Source organism: Angustibacter sp. McL0619, assembly GCF_049994355.1.
Lineage (GTDB): Bacteria > Actinomycetota > Actinomycetes > Actinomycetales > Angustibacteraceae > Angustibacter.
Genome location: NZ_CP188257.1, coordinates 3,073,629 through 3,092,435, shown reverse-complemented (window position 1 = coordinate 3,092,435; position 18,807 = coordinate 3,073,629). Strand labels below are relative to the sequence as shown.

Annotated in this window: 13 protein-coding genes and 1 pseudogene; 8 read left to right on the top strand and 6 right to left on the bottom strand. The window is 66.2% G+C overall.

Annotated features, from left to right (window positions below; genetic code table 11):
- Positions 1–504 precede the first annotated feature (504 nt).
- Positions 505–1,659, top strand: coding sequence for a hypothetical protein (locus ACPPVT_RS14340; RefSeq protein ID WP_426561351.1), 1,155 nt, complete (start codon positions 505–507; stop codon positions 1,657–1,659).
- 147 nt (positions 1,660–1,806) lie between these two features.
- Here the strand turns inward: ACPPVT_RS14340 and ACPPVT_RS14335 are convergent, their stop codons facing one another.
- The 5 genes and pseudogenes from ACPPVT_RS14335 to ACPPVT_RS14315 all read right to left on the bottom strand — a co-directional run bounded on the left by ACPPVT_RS14335 (position 1,807) and on the right by ACPPVT_RS14315 (position 8,056).
- Positions 1,807–2,535: a zinc-ribbon domain-containing protein gene (locus ACPPVT_RS14335; protein WP_426561350.1), complete on the bottom strand. Its 729-nt coding sequence runs from the start codon at positions 2,533–2,535 to the stop codon at positions 1,807–1,809.
- A gap of 124 nt (positions 2,536–2,659) precedes the next feature.
- Positions 2,660–3,868: an IS30 family transposase gene (locus ACPPVT_RS14330; RefSeq protein WP_426561348.1), complete on the bottom strand. Its 1,209-nt coding sequence runs from the start codon at positions 3,866–3,868 to the stop codon at positions 2,660–2,662.
- A 466-nt stretch (positions 3,869–4,334) separates the two neighbouring features.
- Positions 4,335–4,781 (bottom strand): annotated as a pseudogene (locus ACPPVT_RS14325) (hypothetical protein); the annotation flags it as partial.
- 952 nt (positions 4,782–5,733) lie between these two features.
- Positions 5,734–6,348 carry a hypothetical protein gene (locus tag ACPPVT_RS14320; RefSeq protein ID WP_426561346.1) on the bottom strand — a complete coding sequence of 205 codons (615 nt, stop codon included), beginning with the start codon at positions 6,346–6,348 and terminating at the stop codon, positions 5,734–5,736.
- Between the two features lie 415 nt (positions 6,349–6,763).
- Positions 6,764–8,056 carry an AlbA family DNA-binding domain-containing protein gene (locus ACPPVT_RS14315; protein WP_426561344.1) on the bottom strand — a complete coding sequence of 431 codons (1,293 nt, stop codon included), beginning with the start codon at positions 8,054–8,056 and terminating at the stop codon, positions 6,764–6,766.
- Positions 8,057–8,754: 698 nt separating this feature from the next.
- Between ACPPVT_RS14315 and ACPPVT_RS14310 the strand changes: the two genes are divergently transcribed.
- The 4 genes from ACPPVT_RS14310 to ACPPVT_RS14295 all read left to right on the top strand — a co-directional run bounded on the left by ACPPVT_RS14310 (position 8,755) and on the right by ACPPVT_RS14295 (position 12,365).
- Complete coding sequence (locus ACPPVT_RS14310) at positions 8,755–9,996, top strand: IS110 family transposase (protein ID WP_426567163.1); 1,242 nt, start codon at positions 8,755–8,757, stop codon at positions 9,994–9,996.
- A 301-nt stretch (positions 9,997–10,297) separates the two neighbouring features.
- Entirely contained in the window at positions 10,298–10,591 is a 294-nt protein-coding gene (locus tag ACPPVT_RS14305; protein ID WP_426561342.1) for a transposase, read from the top strand.
- Positions 10,591–11,463 (top strand): IS3 family transposase, encoded by an 873-nt coding sequence (locus ACPPVT_RS14300; RefSeq protein ID WP_426561340.1) that lies wholly within the window; start codon positions 10,591–10,593, stop codon positions 11,461–11,463. Before ACPPVT_RS14305 ends, ACPPVT_RS14300 begins: the two co-directional genes overlap by 1 nt.
- A gap of 263 nt (positions 11,464–11,726) precedes the next feature.
- Positions 11,727–12,365, top strand: a complete 639-nt coding sequence (locus ACPPVT_RS14295; RefSeq protein ID WP_426561338.1) for a hypothetical protein — start codon at positions 11,727–11,729, stop codon at positions 12,363–12,365.
- Positions 12,366–12,614: 249 nt separating this feature from the next.
- Here the strand turns inward: ACPPVT_RS14295 and ACPPVT_RS14290 are convergent, their stop codons facing one another.
- On the bottom strand, positions 12,615–13,568 hold the full coding sequence (locus ACPPVT_RS14290; RefSeq protein WP_426561336.1) for a DUF2971 domain-containing protein: 954 nt from the start codon (positions 13,566–13,568) through the stop codon (positions 12,615–12,617).
- A gap of 169 nt (positions 13,569–13,737) precedes the next feature.
- Here ACPPVT_RS14290 and ACPPVT_RS14285 point away from each other — a divergent pair, with 169 nt between their 5' ends.
- The 3 genes from ACPPVT_RS14285 to ACPPVT_RS14275 all read left to right on the top strand — a co-directional run bounded on the left by ACPPVT_RS14285 (position 13,738) and on the right by ACPPVT_RS14275 (position 18,795).
- On the top strand, positions 13,738–14,169 hold the full coding sequence (locus ACPPVT_RS14285; protein WP_426561333.1) for a DUF6584 family protein: 432 nt from the start codon (positions 13,738–13,740) through the stop codon (positions 14,167–14,169).
- A gap of 1,061 nt (positions 14,170–15,230) precedes the next feature.
- The gene (locus tag ACPPVT_RS14280; RefSeq protein WP_426561331.1) at positions 15,231–16,334 is read left to right on the top strand and encodes a branched-chain amino acid ABC transporter substrate-binding protein; all 1,104 of its coding nucleotides are present in this window, start codon (positions 15,231–15,233) and stop codon (positions 16,332–16,334) included.
- Between the two features lie 157 nt (positions 16,335–16,491).
- Positions 16,492–18,795 (top strand): putative bifunctional diguanylate cyclase/phosphodiesterase, encoded by a 2,304-nt coding sequence (locus ACPPVT_RS14275; RefSeq protein WP_426561329.1) that lies wholly within the window; start codon positions 16,492–16,494, stop codon positions 18,793–18,795.
- Positions 18,796–18,807: the final 12 nt, after the last annotated feature.

Genomic DNA, 18,807 nt, shown 5'->3' with positions numbered 1-18,807 from the left:
GACCGAACACGTCCTGCAGGGACGGTCGCCGGACCGCAAGATTGGACGGCTCCAACGGCACGGGGCGCCCAGCGCCGGAGGTGGGAATCGTGTCCGCGGCACGCGCGAGCTCGGAGAGATGGGCGCGCCATTCCGCCGCTTGCGGGATGTGGGACTTGGACAAGACCGCAATCGTTCGTCCACGCGCCAGCGCCGTTCCAGTCCATGGGGCGCCGGGACGTCGCGCTTGGCGGGCCTCACCGTCGGCACCTACCGACCTGCCTGGCTGCAGTTGTCCAGCCTGGCATCAGAACTCGACTTACCTGCCATTCCGGCGGGTTAGTTGAGCCTGAATGCTTCGCCCACTCGACATCATCCACGGCCAAGATTTCGACAGAGGCGCCGACATGTTGCCAGCGACGCTACGGTCACAATGTGAACGGACGCCGCACGGTCTTGAGGCTTCCCGAGTGGGAAGCTGACTTGACGCAGAGGTTGTCGCTTGCAACACGTGAGGCTCGGGACGTGGGCGAGTCCACACTGCTGACGACCGATATTGATGTCCTTACGGCCGCGATCATCGACGAGTGCGCGGCCGCGACCGTCGAGGTAATCGTCGATCAAATGTGGAGCGAGCGGCGCGAGGTGGCTCGCCCCGCTGACCCGGATCCAGACGGGTCAATGCCGCCCCTCGAACTGCTCATTCACGCGCCGGTTACGGGCGCCGCGCAAATGCTGGACCGTAAGAATCTGTATACGAGCGCTGGCACCTATCCCCTAGGCCCTGGCAAGCAAGGATGGCGCGTGTCGATGGGGCTCACCCTCGGCGAAGTCTCGGAGTCAGATTCATCCGAGGTCGAACTCGGCCTGCAGCGAGTCATCGCTGAGTGGCGGACTAAGTTGCTCGACGGGGCCGCGAAAGCAAACATCGAGGTCGATGCGCATCGCGAGACGGCTCGGCTTGCAGTTCGAGACATCCTGAGCCAACGATCGGCGAGGCTCCGCCTGGTCCATGCGGCGATCGCCGCTGCCGACGTGCGCCTATCGCCTTCAGACACACCGCAACTCGTCCAGCTCTCACCTCGTGCCCTCAGCCTTGAAAGGGTCGAAAAGTTGGCTGAATCGGGGGCGTCCGAATATCGCCTTGCGGTCGACATTGCGGATTCGCTGGTGGCTCAGATTCAGGCGTTTGGCAAGGCGTTGGAGCGGTCTCCCGTCACCGCAGACAGAGTCGCGGGGGCCGACGAGCAGAGCCTGCGTGACGTGCTCCTCTTCATTTTGAATGCGAACTGGTCCGGCCAAGCCACTGGCGAGACCTTCGTCAACCGTGGCAAGAGTGACATCCTGTTGCGTTGGCGCGATCGTGATGCATTCATCGCGGAGTGCAAGATCTGGGATGGGGCCTCGAAGTTTCGCGAGGGAGTTGATCAACTGCTCGACCGGTACGTGGTTTGGCGCGACACGCGCGTGGCAATGATTCTGTTCATTCGAGACACCAAGAATGTCTCGGCGGCAATACGCGAGGCGCACAAGGTCCTTGAGTCCCACCCGAGCACGCTTGGCTGTCCCACCTCGACCGCGGATGTCGCCGAGCCCAGAGACTTCACTCTCAACTCGCCGAATGACAAACGACGGGCGATAAAGCTGACACTCATCGCCGTGGTCATTCCACGCCAGTGAGACTGCCCTGGATGGGTTGCCTTGGGGTTCGGGATCCCGCGACTCCCTGTGGTGCGTCACACCGCCGCGTGTGCGTGCCACCCGAAGTGGACCACGCCCGGTCCCGACGCTATCAACTACCGACGAGCAGGCGCGTCACGCGACTGTTCAGGCCTCCATCTCGCCCGCAGCGTCGACTGCCAAGGCCCAGGTAGACGACTCGCTCGTGGCCCATCGGTGCACGAGCCGCATGGTCTCCTCAGGTCGTGGAGAGCTCGCGTACACAACGAGCTCGAAGTACCTGATGTCGTCGATACGGAGACGTGGTAGCGGATGCTCTCGCAGCCTGACAACTCGGTAGCCTGCGGCGAGCAGGTCAAGCGACTTGGCTGTGTCGATGTCGATCTTGTCCGCGTGCCAGTAGGAGCCGTCGTACTCGACGGCAAGTGGGGTGCCGTCGGGTGTGACGGTGGTGATGTCGACGAGCCAGCGGGCTCGTCGCTGGAAGGCAGCGCTCGTCAGGGCCTGGCCGGAGGACGCTCGGCCAAACAGTCGTTGCGCCGCTGCGTGATGGTCGAGCTCGACTTTGGACTTTCCTGTCTCGCGGCACTCCGGACATCCCGAGCCGGCTGCTCGCGAGCCCAACGTGGCTACCCACGTGTGGTCGGGGTTGTGCGAGCACACCCACTGCGGCGTGAACGCCGTCTGTCCGCTAGGTCGTACCTGCCACGCCGACAGGGGGTTGGTGGGTGCCCACTCGGCGGCCAGCTCGGGGTAGTGGTAGGCCAGCGAATCCAGGATGGTTCGGCAGGTCGGACAGCGCAGCCGCTGCCCCTTCTCACGCTCGGCTGGCGTAGCCTGCCATTCGTGCCCGCAGTCTGGGTCATGCCACCACACCGTCCGCTTAGAGTTGGGCGACAGTTTCTCCTTGGCCAGGTTCCCATTTTGTCGGCGACGCTCGAATCTGAGGCCGATGCGACGCCTTGCATTCCAGCGGTCATCGCAACGAACCGTGAGGTAGTCAGGCTAGCAATGCGGTGAAGAGGTCGTGGGGCGTGCGGTCGTCCAGGACGATGCGGGGTCGTTTGTTGAGTTCGGATTCGACTCGCGCGAGGTCTCGTGCGGTATGGACTGAGAGGTCGGTCGACTTCGGGAAGTACTGGCGCAGGAGCCCGTTTGCGTTCTCGTTGCTGCCGCGCTGCCAAGGGCTGGCGGCGTCGCAGAAGTGGATCCGCATGCCGGTGTCGGCGGTGACGTTGAGGTGCTTGGCCATCTCGGTGCCCTGGTCCCAGGTGAGGGTCCTCCGCAACCGGGGCGGCAGCTGCCCGAACACCCGGACGAGCGCAGCGTGCAACTCGCTCGAGTTGTGGGCAGGCAGATGCAGGAGCTTGACGTAGCGGGTCTGCCGCTCGACCAGCGTGCCGATCGCTGAGCGGTTGTGCGGACCGACGATCAGATCGCCCTCCCAATGCCCGGCCTCTGATCGGTCGGTGGGTTCGAACCCGCGGTCGTGGACCGACAGCATCGGTTGGGCAAACCGTCGTCCAGCGCGGACCTGGCGGCTGTGGCCGCGGCGATGGTCACGTCCAGTGCGCAGCGGCGACGGCGCCGGCTTGCGGACGATGCCAGAGCCCGGGCGGTAGATCGCCTGGTAGATCGTCTCGGTGGCCAGTCGGCGCGCGGGATCGTCGGGGTGCGCCAGCCGCAGGGCCCGGCTGATCTGCTGTGGACTCCAACGCTCCCGCAGCCGCTCGATCACGAAGGCGCGCAGGACGGAGTCGGCCCTCAGCTTGAGGGGATGGGTCCTGCGTCGTCTGGTGGCCGCGACGGCGTGGGCGTGGAAGGGCCGGTACTGCCCAGAGGTGTGCAGGTTCCGTCGCAACTCGCGGCTGATCGTCGACGGCGACCTCCCCAGCGCCCTCCCAATCACGGTGGGGCCGTGTCCTCGGCTGGCGAGATCGGCGATCTGGATCCGTTCCTGCTCGGAGAGGAACCTCGGCGAGATGACGCGGACGGCGAGCGGCTCAAGCGGTGGCACGACCTTGACCGTGCCATCCTTGCGGCGCACCACCGTGCCGTTCTTCCAGATGTGACCCGTCGAGCGCCCGATCCCGAGTTCGCGGCAGGCCGCGTTCAGCGACCAACCCTTGGCCAGCAACTCCACGAACTGACGTCGCTTCTGCGACATCGGCCGGCGCCCCGGACCCTTCGGAACGCGACGAGCAGACATACGAGAACCCCTTTCGAGTGGTCCTCGTTGCGATGGTCACTGGAAACCACCGCGTCGCTATGGCCTCGTTTTCGAGCGTCGTCGACACATTTCGGGTGGGGTCGAACTGGGAGGCTATTTCCCGGTTCATCTGGTGGGCTGTCGGGTCGTGTTCGACCGCCTCGAGCCTGGCTGCGCGGGTCTCGTTACCCCGGCAGGACGGGCAGCCGTCTTCAAGGAAACGCCACGGCCGCACACGGGGGTGATGACCCTTGGGGCACCGGAACCGGCGCAGCTGCCATTCGCCGGCCATCATTACGGTCGACGGGTCGGCCTCGTCCGCCCAGGCGGCAACTAGTTCGGGGAACTCCGAGACCGGCGTCCGGGTGTACCTGTCGTATTGCTCATCGAACGTGGCCCGCCTGCTCCCTTCGCAGATCGGACACTGGGGCCCAGCAGCGGTCATATCCAGTACGCGCGCGCGAAAGCTGTGGCCGCAGTCCGGGCATCGCCACGCGGCCTCGCGATACCCACGTACGGGCACAGTCGCGAGCAGGGCTTCGTCGTTGGCATCGTGGTCCCACCATTGGAGGGCCGGCAGCCCGGCATCCTTCAGGAGGTCCTTCCTCCGTGGTCCGGAGACGTTCGTCGTCTGCGCGTCGCGGCGCGGGTTGGACTGGCATGAGCAGCCGAAGCCGATGTCGCCGAGCCGTTCAACAGTGATGCGCCCGCAGTGCAGGCATCGTGTCCGGTGCGGGTCGTCCTGCAGAGATGGGTCGGTCAGCGCACCCAGGTACTCGTACCCGTGCTGCTCGGCGTGAGCTCGGGCGGTGGCTGCCGGCACTGGTGTCCGATTCGCCCACGCGCCTTGGAGCGTGCGGGCGTCCTCTGCCCATCTGCGCCAGTGGCAGGCCCTGCAGGTCGGCTTGCCCATGGAGTTCTGGTCCAGTGTGTATTCGAACCGGTAGTGCGCCTCTGACCCGCAGGCAAGGCAGCGCGTGAGTCGCCACGCCTTGGGTGGCGTGAACGGCTCGAGCGGCTCAATCCCGCCGCGCCTCAAGATGTCGGTGATGTGGCTGTCGCACCACGCGGGCTTGGTGCGCGTCTTGTAGGCAGCGGGCTCGCTGCAGCCGGGCTCCGCGCACCCTTGAGACTCAGCAACCATTGAAAGATGGTGACAGAACCGTCGGCTGCGTGGCTGCGCCTTCCGGCCGGGATCCACTCGTCCAGGTTCGGCTCATCTCGTCGGGTACCGGCGAGAGGCGCGGGCCAGGTCCCGGTCGGCACCTCTCGGGCCAAGGCCGAATCGCGTTAGGGCCCTAGCAACCGCAGTGACCATACGGGCCGAACACGGTAGCTCGGCCAGGTCTCCACCCGCGTGCTCTTTGAGCCGTGCTGGTGGGGCGCTGCCGGTCCCGGGACGCACAGCACGGGCGAGTGCCCAACTCGACCCGCCTCATGCGGCCGCATCTCGGGTGCTGCGCTGTGAGGGATGAACACCTTGCCGTGGGTCGGCTACATCGGGAGCCAGATTCGGGTCGCCGTTTGTGGGGCAACCCAGAACTTGCCGCCAGCCCTCGTCTCAGCTTGACGAGTGGTGCTCGGCGTCCCGGTCGACCAGTTCTGAGATTCGGCCGGCGGCGGCGTCTAAGTCGATCAAGTCGAGGCCCGCGATCTCGCTCGCTCCGCGTTGAGGCATCTGTGCGTGCCGCAAGGCCGTGGGGGGCGAGCTCGACTCGCCACCACTCCAGAATCGCTGCCTCCGCATGAAGTTTGGGTTGGCTCTGCCGCTGTCCGAGCCACGGTCCGCGTGCTTTGCAACGCCGTACGCCGCGTACACCGCGGCGAGCCGTGCGCAGTAGTCCCGGGCCCGGGCAAATGCGGTGCTATTGGTCCGGCGCCTGGTTGGGCAGCGCAGGCCCTTGCCCGTGCGGTTCGTACTCGTCCCGCAGGGCCTGTGCCAGGGCCGCTCGAGCTTCTAACCACCTGCCACGCGTCTGGAGGATTTCGTGGATGGCGTCGGCGCCGTTCTCCCAATTGAACGGGTGCGTTCCGAACTGGGCGTAAACCTCCGCTTCGGTCTTTGAGGGCTGTGGGAGGGCCATCTCGATGTCCTTGTAAATGCGCAGCTGCTCCTCCTCCCTGGCCGCCATGAGGTTCAAGGTGTGCACTTCGATGCGGACCTCGTTCCCAGCGAACACGTCGGCCGCGGGTAGAAGATCGGCGGGGAATTCGACGGAGTATGGCCCTCGGAAGCCGGCGTCGGCTGGGTGAAGACCATTGCCCGCCTGTCGTGCGTCGACCAGCCACTCGGAAAGTTTCCGGTAGAGGTCCGCGCGGGTCTCCCACAACCGGGCCTCGGCGGCGCTACGACGCTCCGAAGCTCTCTCTTCCTTCGCGGTCGCCGCCTGCGAGTGCAGCGTCTTGCGCGTCACGTAGGTGGTCGTGACAGCGGCAGTGACGACCGCCACCGCGGCGACTGCGCTGCTGGCGATCCCCACTATCAGCGTTGCTGTCCCTTGGTCCACATGCCCTCCGAGATGTGCGCGCCGTTCAGGGCCGGCATGAGTCTGTCTGGCCATGCGCCGGCAGGCCGGCGCGGAGCGACTGAAGCTTGCGTTCCATGTCGGTATGGGTCCCCGTCTTCCAGAATGCCCCTGCTGTTCCCTACCGCGCCTTCTTAACGGGTACCGACAGCACGTCCGGCCCCTCGCTGCTGAGTCGTCCCAATGCCGTTGTGGCCAGCTTGATGGTTTCCAAGATCGACGGCATGCCAGACGTTTCAGGATTTGGATCGCGTTCGGTTCCGACCCGCCCTTAGTCGGCGCATGCCAGCTCACGATCGCAGCTTCGCGCGACCTTCTCTACGGCTGGTTCGCGTCGAGTCGAAGCACCGTCTTACGCCTCGGGTTGTGCTCACCCATCCAGCGAGAGCTCGCTCACGATGTACGTAGGTCGATACCAGAGCTCAGTACCAGTCTGATGAACGGCGTCCTCTATCACCTCAAACCAAGTCTCTACCCCCGCCTCGATGCCGTGCGAGAGCAGGATCGGCCCTTCGACGGTGCGAAAGTCCAGCACCCGCTGCTGCTCGTCAAAGGGGATGAAGGCAGCCTCCCCGGGGTCCCGCCTCCTGAACAACTGAGTCGACGGGGCCAGACCAAGCCGAAACACATAGTCCCCCGGCACTTGGACGGCCCGTCGGTGCGTCAGGAGCAGAACCAACAAGTCCCGGGCAACGGACTCCAGGTCCTCGATCGCGATGTGGTTCTGAGTACCTGGTTCCCCAGGAAAGTTGCCATCCCGTGTGAACGCGACGGCCACCGATCCGTCGCCGTGTACCTCGACACGTCCTCTCGGATGTGAGTTGTAAAAGCCGGCGTCCTGGGCGCTCCGGTAGAACAGCCGCAGACCCCGCCGCGTCCGGGCTTGGGCTGTGAGCCGAAGTGCGCCATAGCCGACAAGCTCCGAGTTGGTCGCTGTAGCCAACGACAAGTCGGCACGAGGCGGAGTTAGGGCCCTCGGCCTGGCCACGGGGCGATCGGGTGTGGCGACGGCCAAGATCCACGAAGCACCTCCAGCAGTACCGCTGGCCCGGCCAAGTGCCTCGTGGAGGTCGAGCAACTCCGCCGCTCGCATCCGACGAAACTGTTCGCGTTCTCGGTACGCCGCGGCGATCTGCCGCTCCACCATCCAGCTCGTGTGTGGTCCGTCGCGCCATGGCGATGCGAACCATTCACCACGCCCCTTCGGATGGATGAGGTGCGGCGCTTCCGGGCTGTCCGGAACGAGCATGGCCAGCACACCGTCGGCTGGAGCGTTCGCCGGTGCCAGGGGCGTTAGTTCGAGTCCAGCCACAGGCGGGTAGATCAGGTTGCCAGCCACTTGTCGGATCTGTTGAAGGGTAGATTCCGAAACTTGTCCTACGGGTTCGATGGAGTCGGCTCGCGGGCCATCGCCGTCCTGCGCCTCGCGGACCCCGTAAACCACCATGCCGCCGCCTGAGTTGGCCATGGCGGCGACATCCTTCGCCAGTTCCGCCTGCTGATCTCTCTTACCCTCGCTGTCCGCGGACGTTAGGGGCAGTTGCGCCTTCCAGTCGAGATCCGCTCGTTCACTGAGGCGCTGGGCAGTCGCCGCTTGGATCAGATCGAACGACAAGTCGACGTTGCTCACCCCCAGGGCGGCATGCAGCGGGGTCCATGGCACGGCCCAACGCTAGTGCGGCTCTGCACCTGCCGTTGCGTCGGATGTACCCGAAGTGCATCGTCACGCCGGCTAAGGCTGACAGATCATGGGCGCTCAGTCAGGCGGACAAGACAGGACCAAGGAGCCATACACGAAGACAGTCCAGACACTCCACGGGCCTGGGTCCGCTGCACGGATAGGTGACATCTGATCTGTGGTGCCGAGAGGTGCCGCTGGAAGGGTGTGCACCGTGCCGAAGCCATTTCCCAAGGAGTTCCGCGACGACGTCGTGCGAGTTGCCCGTGATCGTGAGCCTGGCCAGCATTTGAAGCAGATCGCGGCCGACTTCGGGATCAGCGAGTCGTGTCCCTGGATCGAGAGGACCTACCACCGCCGCCGCAGGCATGACCGCACCGGCCACTCAGGCCGCGTGACCCAACCTGTCACCTATCCGTGCAGCAGACCCGACTGCTTTCCGGCTCCCGTTACCTTCTTCGGACCCTCAGATTGAGGGTGCAGGCCAGCGTTCCTCGGCATGACTTCTGGCTCCTGTCGTTGATGATCACAGAGGTGTTGTCACCGGGGATCGCAGGACGTGTGTGACCGCTGATAGGGACTTGGGCCCACTTGTGGATGCCTTCTCGTAACGTGGCTGCCGGCGCTTCGTCCAGGGCTGGTCTGCCCGCTCGGAGGAAGGAAGCCAGTTGTCCAGATCCAGCCTGTCCCACCCGCCGGCCGCGGCCGGATTCGAAGTGTTCTGCGGGATCGACGTCGCCCGCGAGACTCACCACGCCGTCGCCCTCGATCCTGGTGGGCGGCGGTTGATCGACCGCCCACTGCCGAACGCCGAACCTGAGCTGATCGCGCTCTTCGCCGAGCTCGAGGTGCACGGACGGGTCTTGGTGGTGGTCGACCAGCTTGCCTCGATCGGCGCGCTGGCGGTCGCCGTCGCCCGCTCACGAGGTGTGGCCGTGGCCTACCTGCCTGGTCTGTCGATGAGACGAATCGCCGACCTTTACCCCGGAGAAGCCAAGACCGACGCACGCGACGCCCACATCATCGCCGACGCAGCACGCACCCTGCCGCACGCGCTGCGCCGGGTGGGGTTCGAGGAGCAGACCACCGTCGAGCTTGCCGTGCTGGCCGGCTATGACGCCGACCTGGCCACCGAGGCCACCCGCGTGACCAACCGCCTGCATGACGCACTGCTCCACGTCCACCCGGCGCTGGAACGGCTGCTGGGCAGGCACTTTCGCCGCCCTGGCGTCCTGCGCCTGCTGGCCGCGACGGGCACTCCGGGCGCGATCGCAAACCTCGGCCACGCTCGGATCAAGAAGATCATCGCGGCGGGGTCCCCACGGATCGCGGCCGCCGTGACCAGCGACATCCTGACCGCATTGTCCGAGCAGACGGTCGTGGTCCCCGCCACCGAGCAGTACGGCAAGGTCATCCGCGCCCTGGCAGCACAGCTGATGTCGGTCCTGGAACTACGCCAGGCGCTGGCGGCCGAGCTCGAAGAGCTGCTCGACACCCACCCAATGGCCGAGATCCTGACCTCGATGCCGGGCGTCGGTCCGCGCACGGCCATCGAGCTGTTGCGCACCATCGGTGATGGGTCGAACTTCGCCAGCGCCGCACACATCGCCTCCTACGCCGGTCTGGCGCCGACGACCCGCCAGTCCGGGCGCAGCATCCGCGGAGAACAGCAGGCTCGACGCGGCAACCGCTCACTTCGCAGCGCCCTGTACGTGTCTGCGTTCGCCAGCCTCAGGCACCCAGCCAGCCGCACCTACTACGACCGCAAGAGAGCCGAAGGCAAGACGCACACCGCGGCGCTGACCTGTCTGGCCCGGCGCCGAGTTGACGTTCTCCACGCGATGATCCGAGACCGCCAGTGCTACCAAGCCGACCGGCTCGACCCTTCACGCCCGCCGACCTCCGAGTCACCCTCCGCGGCTTGACGAATCAGATAGGGACACCTCTGTCCCGGCCGCATTAGGGCAGTGGCACCGCCTTCCGAAGAGCTCCAGCACCGGCGCCAGGCCCGCGCACGACACGAGGTTGGGATCATCAAAGACGGCGTTGACGCCATGGCAGACTCGCATCCAACGGATGCCCTTCTGTGCGTTTGATCTTGTGACCTTCGCAAGCCACATTCTCTTCGCGCAGCAGGGCATTCGTGCGTCACGACCCGCCGGAGCCTGACCCACTTCCCCGGACACCCGATCTGAGGTGACGATGTCACCTTCGAGGGGAGTCTGGATGCCTGTTGCCAAGCCGCGGGAGTTCCGCCGTCGGGCGGTGGAACTGGCTCGTCAGGGAGACAAGCCGGTGGCTCAGATCGCTCATGATCTGGGCATCAGTGAGTCGTGTCTGCGCCGCTGGATGAAGGTCGACGATGTCGAGGCCGGCCGCGTCGAGGGCGTCACCAGTTCCGAGCGGGCGGAGCTGGTTCGGTTGCGCCGCGAGCTGCGGGTGGCCCAGATGGAGATCGAGATCCTGAAGCGGGCCTCGGCCTACTTCGCTCGAGAGAACGTGCTGCCGAACCCAAAATAGTGTTCCGGCTGGTCCGTGAGCTCGCCGGCGACGGAGTGTCCGTCGCGGTGGCCTGCCGGTTGTTGAGGGTCTCGCGTTCGGGCTACTACGAGTGGTTGGGTCGCCCGCCATCACCGCGCGCGGTGGCTGATGCTGCGCTGACCGCCACGATCGTGCAGGTCCATCAGATGTCGCGGTGCTCCTATGGTGCGCCGCGGGTGCATGCCGAGCTGCGCCTCGGGCTGGGTCTGGCGTGTGGGCGCAAGCGGGTCGCCAGGTTGATGAGAGCCGCTGGCCTGCAAGGGATTTGCCACCGCCGCAAGCGGGGTCGGCACCGGCCGCTGCCGGCCCCGCACGAGGACCTGGTGCAACGCCGGTTCGTCGCCGACTCACCCGACAAGCTGTGGTGCACCGACGTCACCGAACATCCCACGAGCACCGGCAAGGTGTACTGCTGCGCGGTGCTGGACGTGTACTCCCGCACGATCGTGGGCTGGTCGATCGCCGACCACATCCGCGCCGAGCTGGTCGTCGACGCCCTGCAGATGGCCACCTGGCGGCGCCACCCCGAACCGGGAACCGTGGTGCACGCCGACCGCGGCCCGCAGTACACCTCGTGGGTCTTCGGGCACCGGCTGCGCACCGCCGGCCTGCTCGGCTCCATGGGCCGGGTCGCCTCCTCCGTGGACAACACGATGATCGAATCGTTCTGGTCCACGATGCAACGCGAGCTCCTCGACGTCCGCAGCTGGGACAGCCAGGAACAGCTCGCCTCGGCGATCTTCGAGTGGATCGAGGGCTGGTACAACCCCCGACGCCGGCACACCAGCCTCGGAGACCTCGCCCCAGCCGAGTACGAAGCCCTTCACACCACCGCCGCTCCGGCGGCATGATCAACACACCGAACGTGTCCGGGAGACCGGGTCAGGCTCCCGCCGCTCACCTCAACCGGAACGGTGGATCGAGGCTAATCCAGAGCGGGCCCCTCTTGACGCCCTGATCCGGTTGCTTCGCTGGACAGCGACTGCCGACGGCAACGCGAGCGCAGAACGGCACGCGGGGCCGCAACATTCGTGGGCCACCAGGTGGGGCAACAACCCTTGCGACGTCTCGGAAGATAGGTCAGTCTGTGATTCCGCCGTGTGGGGGAGGCATCGTGGCAAGACGGGACTATGTCCACAGCAACAAGGCCGCAGGCACCTTGATGATTCTCGGCGCGGCGTGTGTCGCGGTCGGCGCACTTCTACCGTGGATTGCCCTCCAGACCGTGAATGTTCACGTCGATTGGCGGGTTCTCCGGCTTGACTTCGCCCCGAAGCATTCTGTGGGAGGTTTACATGACGGGGGTTGGGTTCTGCTCGCCCTGTCGTGTGTCGTGGCACTGTGCGCGATCTTCACCTTGTGGTCTAGTCGTGGCAGAGCCCTCATCTGCCGACTGCTCGCCCTGATACTCGGTGTGGGCTTCGCCGCGCTGGCGGCGTACATCATTGTCGATCCGTCGAAGAATTATGCGGACGTCCTTGTGACTGGGAACATCTTCGATGCCACGTCCACCGTCAGTGTGACAGTTGGCGATGGTGACACGGAGTCGACCGAGGATGCCGATCCCGCGAGTGGGGTCGCCAAGGGGCTGGACAGGCTCTCGAGCCTGCAGACGATACATATCGACGTACAGCCCGGCACCTATGTGTTGCTTATCGGGGGCGGATTAATCGCATTCGGTGCGATATTTCCTGGGACTCGAAGCTCGAAGCAGTCCACGCCGATGACCTATCCAGTCTCGCCTTCAGCGTGAGGTCCCGCTAATCGATGGGGGCCTAAAGCACAAGTGTGCAAGTCAATCGCGGCGAGTAGGGAGCCAGCTCCTCTAACCGGGCCGGGGCCGGCAACCGCGAGTGGAGATGTCGCAGCAAGGCACAAAGCCAGTCATTCCGGGGTCACACCCGCGGTCACCAACCCACAGACCACCACCGTCGGCCTGCGCAGCAGGCGATCCTCACAGTCATACCGCCGCAGCCGTTGCCCCCGCGAATGCCTTTCTCCATCACGGCGAACGATGACCGATCTGCCGTAGCTCCTCGAGTTGCTCCATCAGGGAGGCGTCGTTGAACATCCGAGGCTCAAGCCCGAAGCGGGCACCTGTCACGTCGGGTGCGCCGTTGCGGTAGGTCATCTTGCCGACGACTGTGTATGGGAATCCACCACTGTTCAGGCGGTGGTCCAGCACGCTCTCGTGGTGAGGCGGAAACTCCACTCCGAGCGCGATCGCAAGCAGCGCATCCGTGAGGTCGACTTCAAACGATTCGCTCTCCGCGACACCAATGACAGCTATCCGGTACTCGCGCTCACTTGCCCAGTCAAGATTTTTGCGAAAGAACAGGTCGCGCCAGTGCTCTGCATGCCAGCGGGCCGCTTCCGCGGCCGCGCTAGTTGACCAGTCCCCGGGGGAGCGCCGGACCTCGATAAACGGACCGGCCTCGAGGCGGGTGGCCTGCCTGTCCTCATAAATGACGCGTTCAGCATGGACGGTGGCGCCGGCGTATCCGGCTGCCTCCGCAGATACTGCGCGCAGCAACGCTTGACGGTCCAAGACCAGGCAGGCGCCTCGATGATCGTCTGCGTACTGCGCCCAGTTCCTCGATCTTGAGAAGCCTCGCAGGAACGTGGCGTCGTCCGAATCCCCGACCTTCCTCGGGTCTTCAACTGTGGCAGCGATGATGCGAACAGGCGATCGCACCAGTTGATCAAACTCAGCCTGCAGCGCGGGACGCTCAGCCTCACTGATGTCTGCAGGCGACTGGATGTTGTAGTCCCACGTTCGGTTCTCCCGTGGATCGTTCATGCGCCGTAGCTGTCCGAATCGAAATCGTCCGCTGTCGATGATCGAGGCGAGAGCGTCCGCAGAGGTGTAGTGAAACATGCATCGGTCATCCGGTTCGGGTTGATCGTCAAAGGAGAATCGGGCGAGCGTTCGTCCCTCGAGCTCAATTGCGTCCACCGAACCAGGATGTCAGGCGACAGGGGTCGGCCCGCGGCTGACACGGCCGGCGGATCCAACACCTGAGTGAGCTGGCTGAGCCGGGAGGTCGCGAGTGTCAACCGTGTGCACTCGTCTGCCGCGATGAGGGTGTGCGCGCCACGGGTGATGGCAGGGCATGCTGTCAGGCGTGGACGGACTCGCGCGGACTGTCAACGACTTGGAGCGCGGTGACGTACGCAAGGCGCGTGACCGTCTCAAGGGGCTCCTCGTTACCTACCCGCAGAGCCGGGAGGTCCGCACGCTGCTGGCCGAGGCGTACCGACGCGATCGGCAGTGGCCCGAGGCCGGGAGGTGGGGCTACCTCATCGGTCTGGCTGCCACCGACAGGGAGCGCCGGGCCTTCGAGTGGCACAGCGCCTATGGCCGGCGGACTCGGATCACGGAGGCCCGACTACGCTGGCTGCTCCAGATCGACGATCTCGCGGCGATCGCGGACGACTCAGGGCGGCGCCTCCTGCGAGACCTCCCTCGCAAGCGCGATCGGGATCGCCGTGAGGGGCCGTTCGCCGCACTCAGTCGTGGCGCGGCCATCTTCCGGTCGAAGCGGACCTGGCGCTGAGCGTTCCTCCAAACGAACCACGCACTCTGCCGCGGTGTGGGCGTGCGTCTATCCGCCGCAAACGGACTTCGGTCAGACGCCGGCTGCCGTCGCCGAGGTCCATACGCGTACGTGCTAGGCGCCGTCCGTCCAGTGTCGCCGCTGCTGCGAACTGAACCCCTTGGGAAACGTCGCAGGCATGCGAGGAACGGACTCGACCTTGACTTCAGCACCGAAGTTGAAGCTGAAGCCACCGCCCTCGATCACAGCGGGTGGTGCGGCCACGCCGGACGGCGCGATGACTACGGCGATTAGGCCTGGCGCAAGACCAGCTCGGTCGTGTCCGGGAGATACCTGATCATTGCCCCCTGATCTGAGACGTGGACGGCCATGAGGTCACGGCCGACCCTCTTTTCGCCGCGTCGCGAAGCGACGGCCCGAATTGGTCTTCTCGGTGAGCTTTGCTTGAGACCGGGCCAGGCCATGTCTGCACACCGATCACGCATTGATCACAGACGCTGGCGGCCGGGTTGGCCTGAACACGGCAGGAGGAGCATCCCGCATCGCCCTCTTGTGCGTGGACGAGGGGAGAACGATCATGCAATGCAGTCGGGTGTCACGCGGGTCGCCTCCTGTTAATCGGACGGTTACTGGTTCGAATCCAGTCGCGGGAGCCAGCGTCAGAGGGCCTCTCACCTGCGAAACGCAGTGTGAGGGGCCCTCTTCATGTGGCGCGTGCACCTTCCAACTGCGCTGCATCGCTCACGGACTGCTCACGCTGCACCGGTGCGGCGTGCGCCTGGTCACATGCTGGACGTTACCTGGGCGCGAGCGAGGTGCTCGACCGGTCGCTGACGGCGAATCCGGGGAGGGGTCGCTCGACGCTCGAGCGAGCGCGGCAAACGTGAGCGCCGTGGGGTGAGAGAAGATCCGCCTACTGGAAGAGCTGGTCGCCGGGGTTGCGGTCCCAGACGCCGGCCGACGACAGTGTGTTCGAACTGCGTACGATGTACCGGAATCATCCGAAAAGCGAACGTTGTCGCTCGTGTCTCTTGGGGGGTAAGACTGTGCGTCGATCAGTCATGCTTGTGGGGGCGGCGGTTCTCGCCGTATCGCTAGTCGGGTGTGGGGGAGTGACTTCGAAATCATCTCGCCCAGCGGAGTGTGAGGTCAGCATCGGGTTCTTCGGGGCAACGACTGGCGATTACGCAGGACTGGGCCAGAACATCCGGCAGGCGGTTGAGCTCGCAGTCCGCCAGCACGAGGCCGAAGCCAACCCTTGTCACGTGCGGCTGAAGACATTTGACTCGCAGGCCGACCCCGCTCAGGCGCCTGCCCTGGCCAAGAAGGCCATCGACACCCAGGACCTGGTTGGCTTGGTTGGGCCGGCGTTCAGCGGTGAGTCCAAGGCGGCTGGGCCGCTCCTGAACGAGGCAGGTCTGCCTTGGGTAACAACCGCCACGAATCCTGCTCTGGCTTCCAACGGCTGGACGACGTTTCATCGCGTCCTCGGCAACGACGCGACCCAGGCCCCGGCCGCAGTGCGTTACCTGATCTCTTCCGGCGCAAGGCGAGTCTTCGTCGTCGATGATGCCTCTGAGTACGGGTCTGGGCTGGCTGACATCGTGCGGGATCAGCTAGCCAAGGCTGCGGTTGGTCACGACACCGTTCAGGCCAAGCAGACCGACTTCTCCTCCACAGTCATCAAAGTGCAGGCCGCACATGTCGACTCCGTCTACTTCGGTGGCTACTACGCGGAAGCGGGACTGTTGCTCCGCCAACTCCGCCAGGCGGGAGTGCGCGCAAGGTTCGTCAGTGACGACGGTGCTAAAGACCCGGCGATGATCGAGACCGCTGGGGCCGACGCGGCTGAGGGTTCCGTCGTCACCTGCCCGTGCATACCGGCCGAGCGAGCCAAGACTTTTGCTAGCGCCTACCGCGCCGCGTATCACCGCGATCCCGGCACCTACGGTGCGGAGAGCTACGACGGGGCGAAGGCACTGCTCGCGGGAATTGACGCCGGTGCCACCGACCGAGCGGCGCTCAATCGCTTTCTCGGCACCTTCCGAGCGAACGGTGCCGCGGGGCAGGTCGGCTGGCGCTCGGATGGCGAGCCCCTCGACCCCACGGTCTGGGCCTACGAGGTTCGCGGCGGAGCTTTCACCCCCCTGCGACCCCTCGGCTGACTGGGGGGAGGCCCGCTGGCCCGTCGGCCTCCTCACCCGGCGAGTTTGTCGGCAGTCCTACAGAAATCGCGCCGGCCGCCGATGAGGCGGAGGACAGCACTCACAGCATCGCGGGGCCCGTGGTCCCTGGCGGTGCCCTGACCTCGGGGGCCCAGGGATGAGCGAGCGCCGCGCCGGCATCGGCGAGCAGCGCGCCCAGTTGCCCTTCCGCGCGTACCTGGTGTTCACCGTCGTGTGCCTGCTGGTCGCCGTGCTGGACGTCTCGACGCTGCTGCGCACGGTCGCGTTCGCGCTCACTGCCGTCGCCACCGCAGCCGCGATGGCCACCGGCCCACGGTTGTTCGGCTCGCCGGACCGAGTCACCTGGCGCCGGCTGCTCGTGGTCTGCCTGCTCTTCTCGCTGAGCCCGCCCGGACGCCGCCTGCTCGAGCACGCCGGCGGCGTCGTCGTCGCCCTGCCCGACCTGGTGATGCTCGCGGGGTACCTGCTTCTGCTGGCCACCTTCTGGCGGGTGCTGCGTCTGCGCGGCGGCCGCAACCCCGACGCCATCCTCGACGTCGCGGTGATCACGGTCGGCGCGACCTTGCTGTCGATCAGCTTCCTGATCCCCCCGATGCTGACGAACACCGCGATGCCGACCTGGGTCGCGGTGATGACCTCGCTCTACCCGGTGCTGGACGTCGCGCTGCTCGCGCTGACGATCACGTTGTCCTTCACCACCGGCGGCCGGGTGCTCTCGGTGCTGCTGATCCGGGCGGGTGCGGTCTCGCTGCTCGTCGGCGACGTCGCCTACAACGTGCACGCCTGGGGCGGGCAACTGTCGGGCCCGCCGATCCTGAACCTGCCGTTCCTGCTGGCGTTCGTGCTGCTCGGTGCGTCCGCGCTGCACCCGTCCATGACGCAGCTGAGCGCCGGCCGGCAGGAGCCGGTGCAGGCCTGGTCCTGGCAGCGCCTCGCGATGCTGGTGCCTGCTCTGCTCGTGCCCTCGGTGCTCGTGCTGCCGGACGGCACCCTGCCGGGTCGGGTGCGCGTCGTCCAGGCGGTCGGCGTCGTCGCGCTGTTCGCCGCTGTGCTGGTCCGCGCCGGGCGTGCCGTGCACCAGCAGACCGAGTCGCGGCGCGCCTTCGAGCACATGGCCACGCACGACTCGCTGACCGAGCTGATGACCCGCAGTGCGGTCAACGACCGATTGGACGAGCTGATGTCCCTCGGGCGCGCGGTGAACGTGCACTTCGTCGATCTGGACGGCTTCAAGCTGGTCAACGACTCGTGGGGGCACTCGGTCGGTGACGACCTGCTGGTGCAGGTGGCCGAGCGGATGCGCCACGCGCTGCCCGAACACGTGCTGCTGTCTCGGGGCGGCGGCGACGAGTTCATCCTGGTCGCCCCGGTCCGCCAGCAGGATCCCGATGGACTGGTCTTCGCTGAGAACCTGATCGCCGAGCTCTCCCAGCCGTTCCCCCTCTCGGTCGGCGACGTGGTCGTCACCAGCTCGATCGGAATCGCGACGTCCACCAAGGGGGTGCGGCAGTCGGCCACCGACCTGATCCGGGACGCGGACACCGCGATGTACCGGGCCAAGGACGCCGGTCGCAACCGTGCGGTGGTCTACGAGGCCTCGATGGGAGCACTGGTTCGCGGCCGGGTCGAGCTGGACCGTGCGCTGCGGCAGGCGCTGGGTCGTGGCGAGCTGGACGTCGCGTACCAGCCGATCGTGGACCTGGTCACCGGGACGCTGCTCGGCTTCGAGGCGCTGGCCCGATGGAACCGCCCGGACGCCGGTCCGTCGACGCCGGACGTGTTCATCGCTGCGGCCGAGGACAACGGCCTGATCCTGCCGATCGGTGACTTCATCCTGGGTCGGGCACTGGACGAGCTGCTGCGCTGGCGCGCGGACTCACCGCGCGACCTCAGCGTCAACGTGAACGTGTCCGGCCGCCAGCTGCAGGACCCGCAGTTCACCGGACGCGTGCTGGCCGCGCTGGCGCACCGGGAGCTGCCGACGTGCGCGCTGCGGCTGGAGGTCACCGAGTCGACGCTGGTCGGGGACGACGTCGTCGCCGTCCAGTCGCTGCACGACCTCGGGCGCGCCGGTGTGCGCGTCTCGGTCGACGACTTCGGCACCGGCTACTCCTCACTGAGCTACGTCAGCAAGCTGCAGGTCCACGAGGTCAAGATCGACCGCTCGTTCGTGGCTGGACTGACGACGCGGCCGGAGGACCACGCCATCGTGCGAGCCACCGCCGCCATGGCTCAGGCGCTCGGGCTGGACGTGGTCGCCGAGGGCATCGAGACCAAGGAGCAGTGCCAGTCGCTGGTCGAGCTCGGCATCACCCGCGGTCAGGGCTGGTGGCTCGGCCGGCCGCTGCCGGCCGACCAGGCCGCCGAGCTGGTGGGTCAGCAGTGGACTCCGGCGGTCAGCGTGGGCGCCGGTCTGCCACCGGCGCCTCGCCTCCCGTAGCCAGGTCGTCCG

Coding starts and splice junctions, on each gene's coding strand:
- ACPPVT_RS14305 (WP_426561342.1), top strand. CDS start 10,298: ATGCCTGTTGCCAAGCCGCGGGAGTTCCGCCGTCGGGCGGTGGAACTG.
- ACPPVT_RS14330 (WP_426561348.1), bottom strand. CDS start 3,868: ATGTCTGCTCGTCGCGTTCCGAAGGGTCCGGGGCGCCGGCCGATGTCG.
- ACPPVT_RS14280 (WP_426561331.1), top strand. CDS start 15,231: ATGCTTGTGGGGGCGGCGGTTCTCGCCGTATCGCTAGTCGGGTGTGGG.
- ACPPVT_RS14275 (WP_426561329.1), top strand. CDS start 16,492: ATGAGCGAGCGCCGCGCCGGCATCGGCGAGCAGCGCGCCCAGTTGCCC.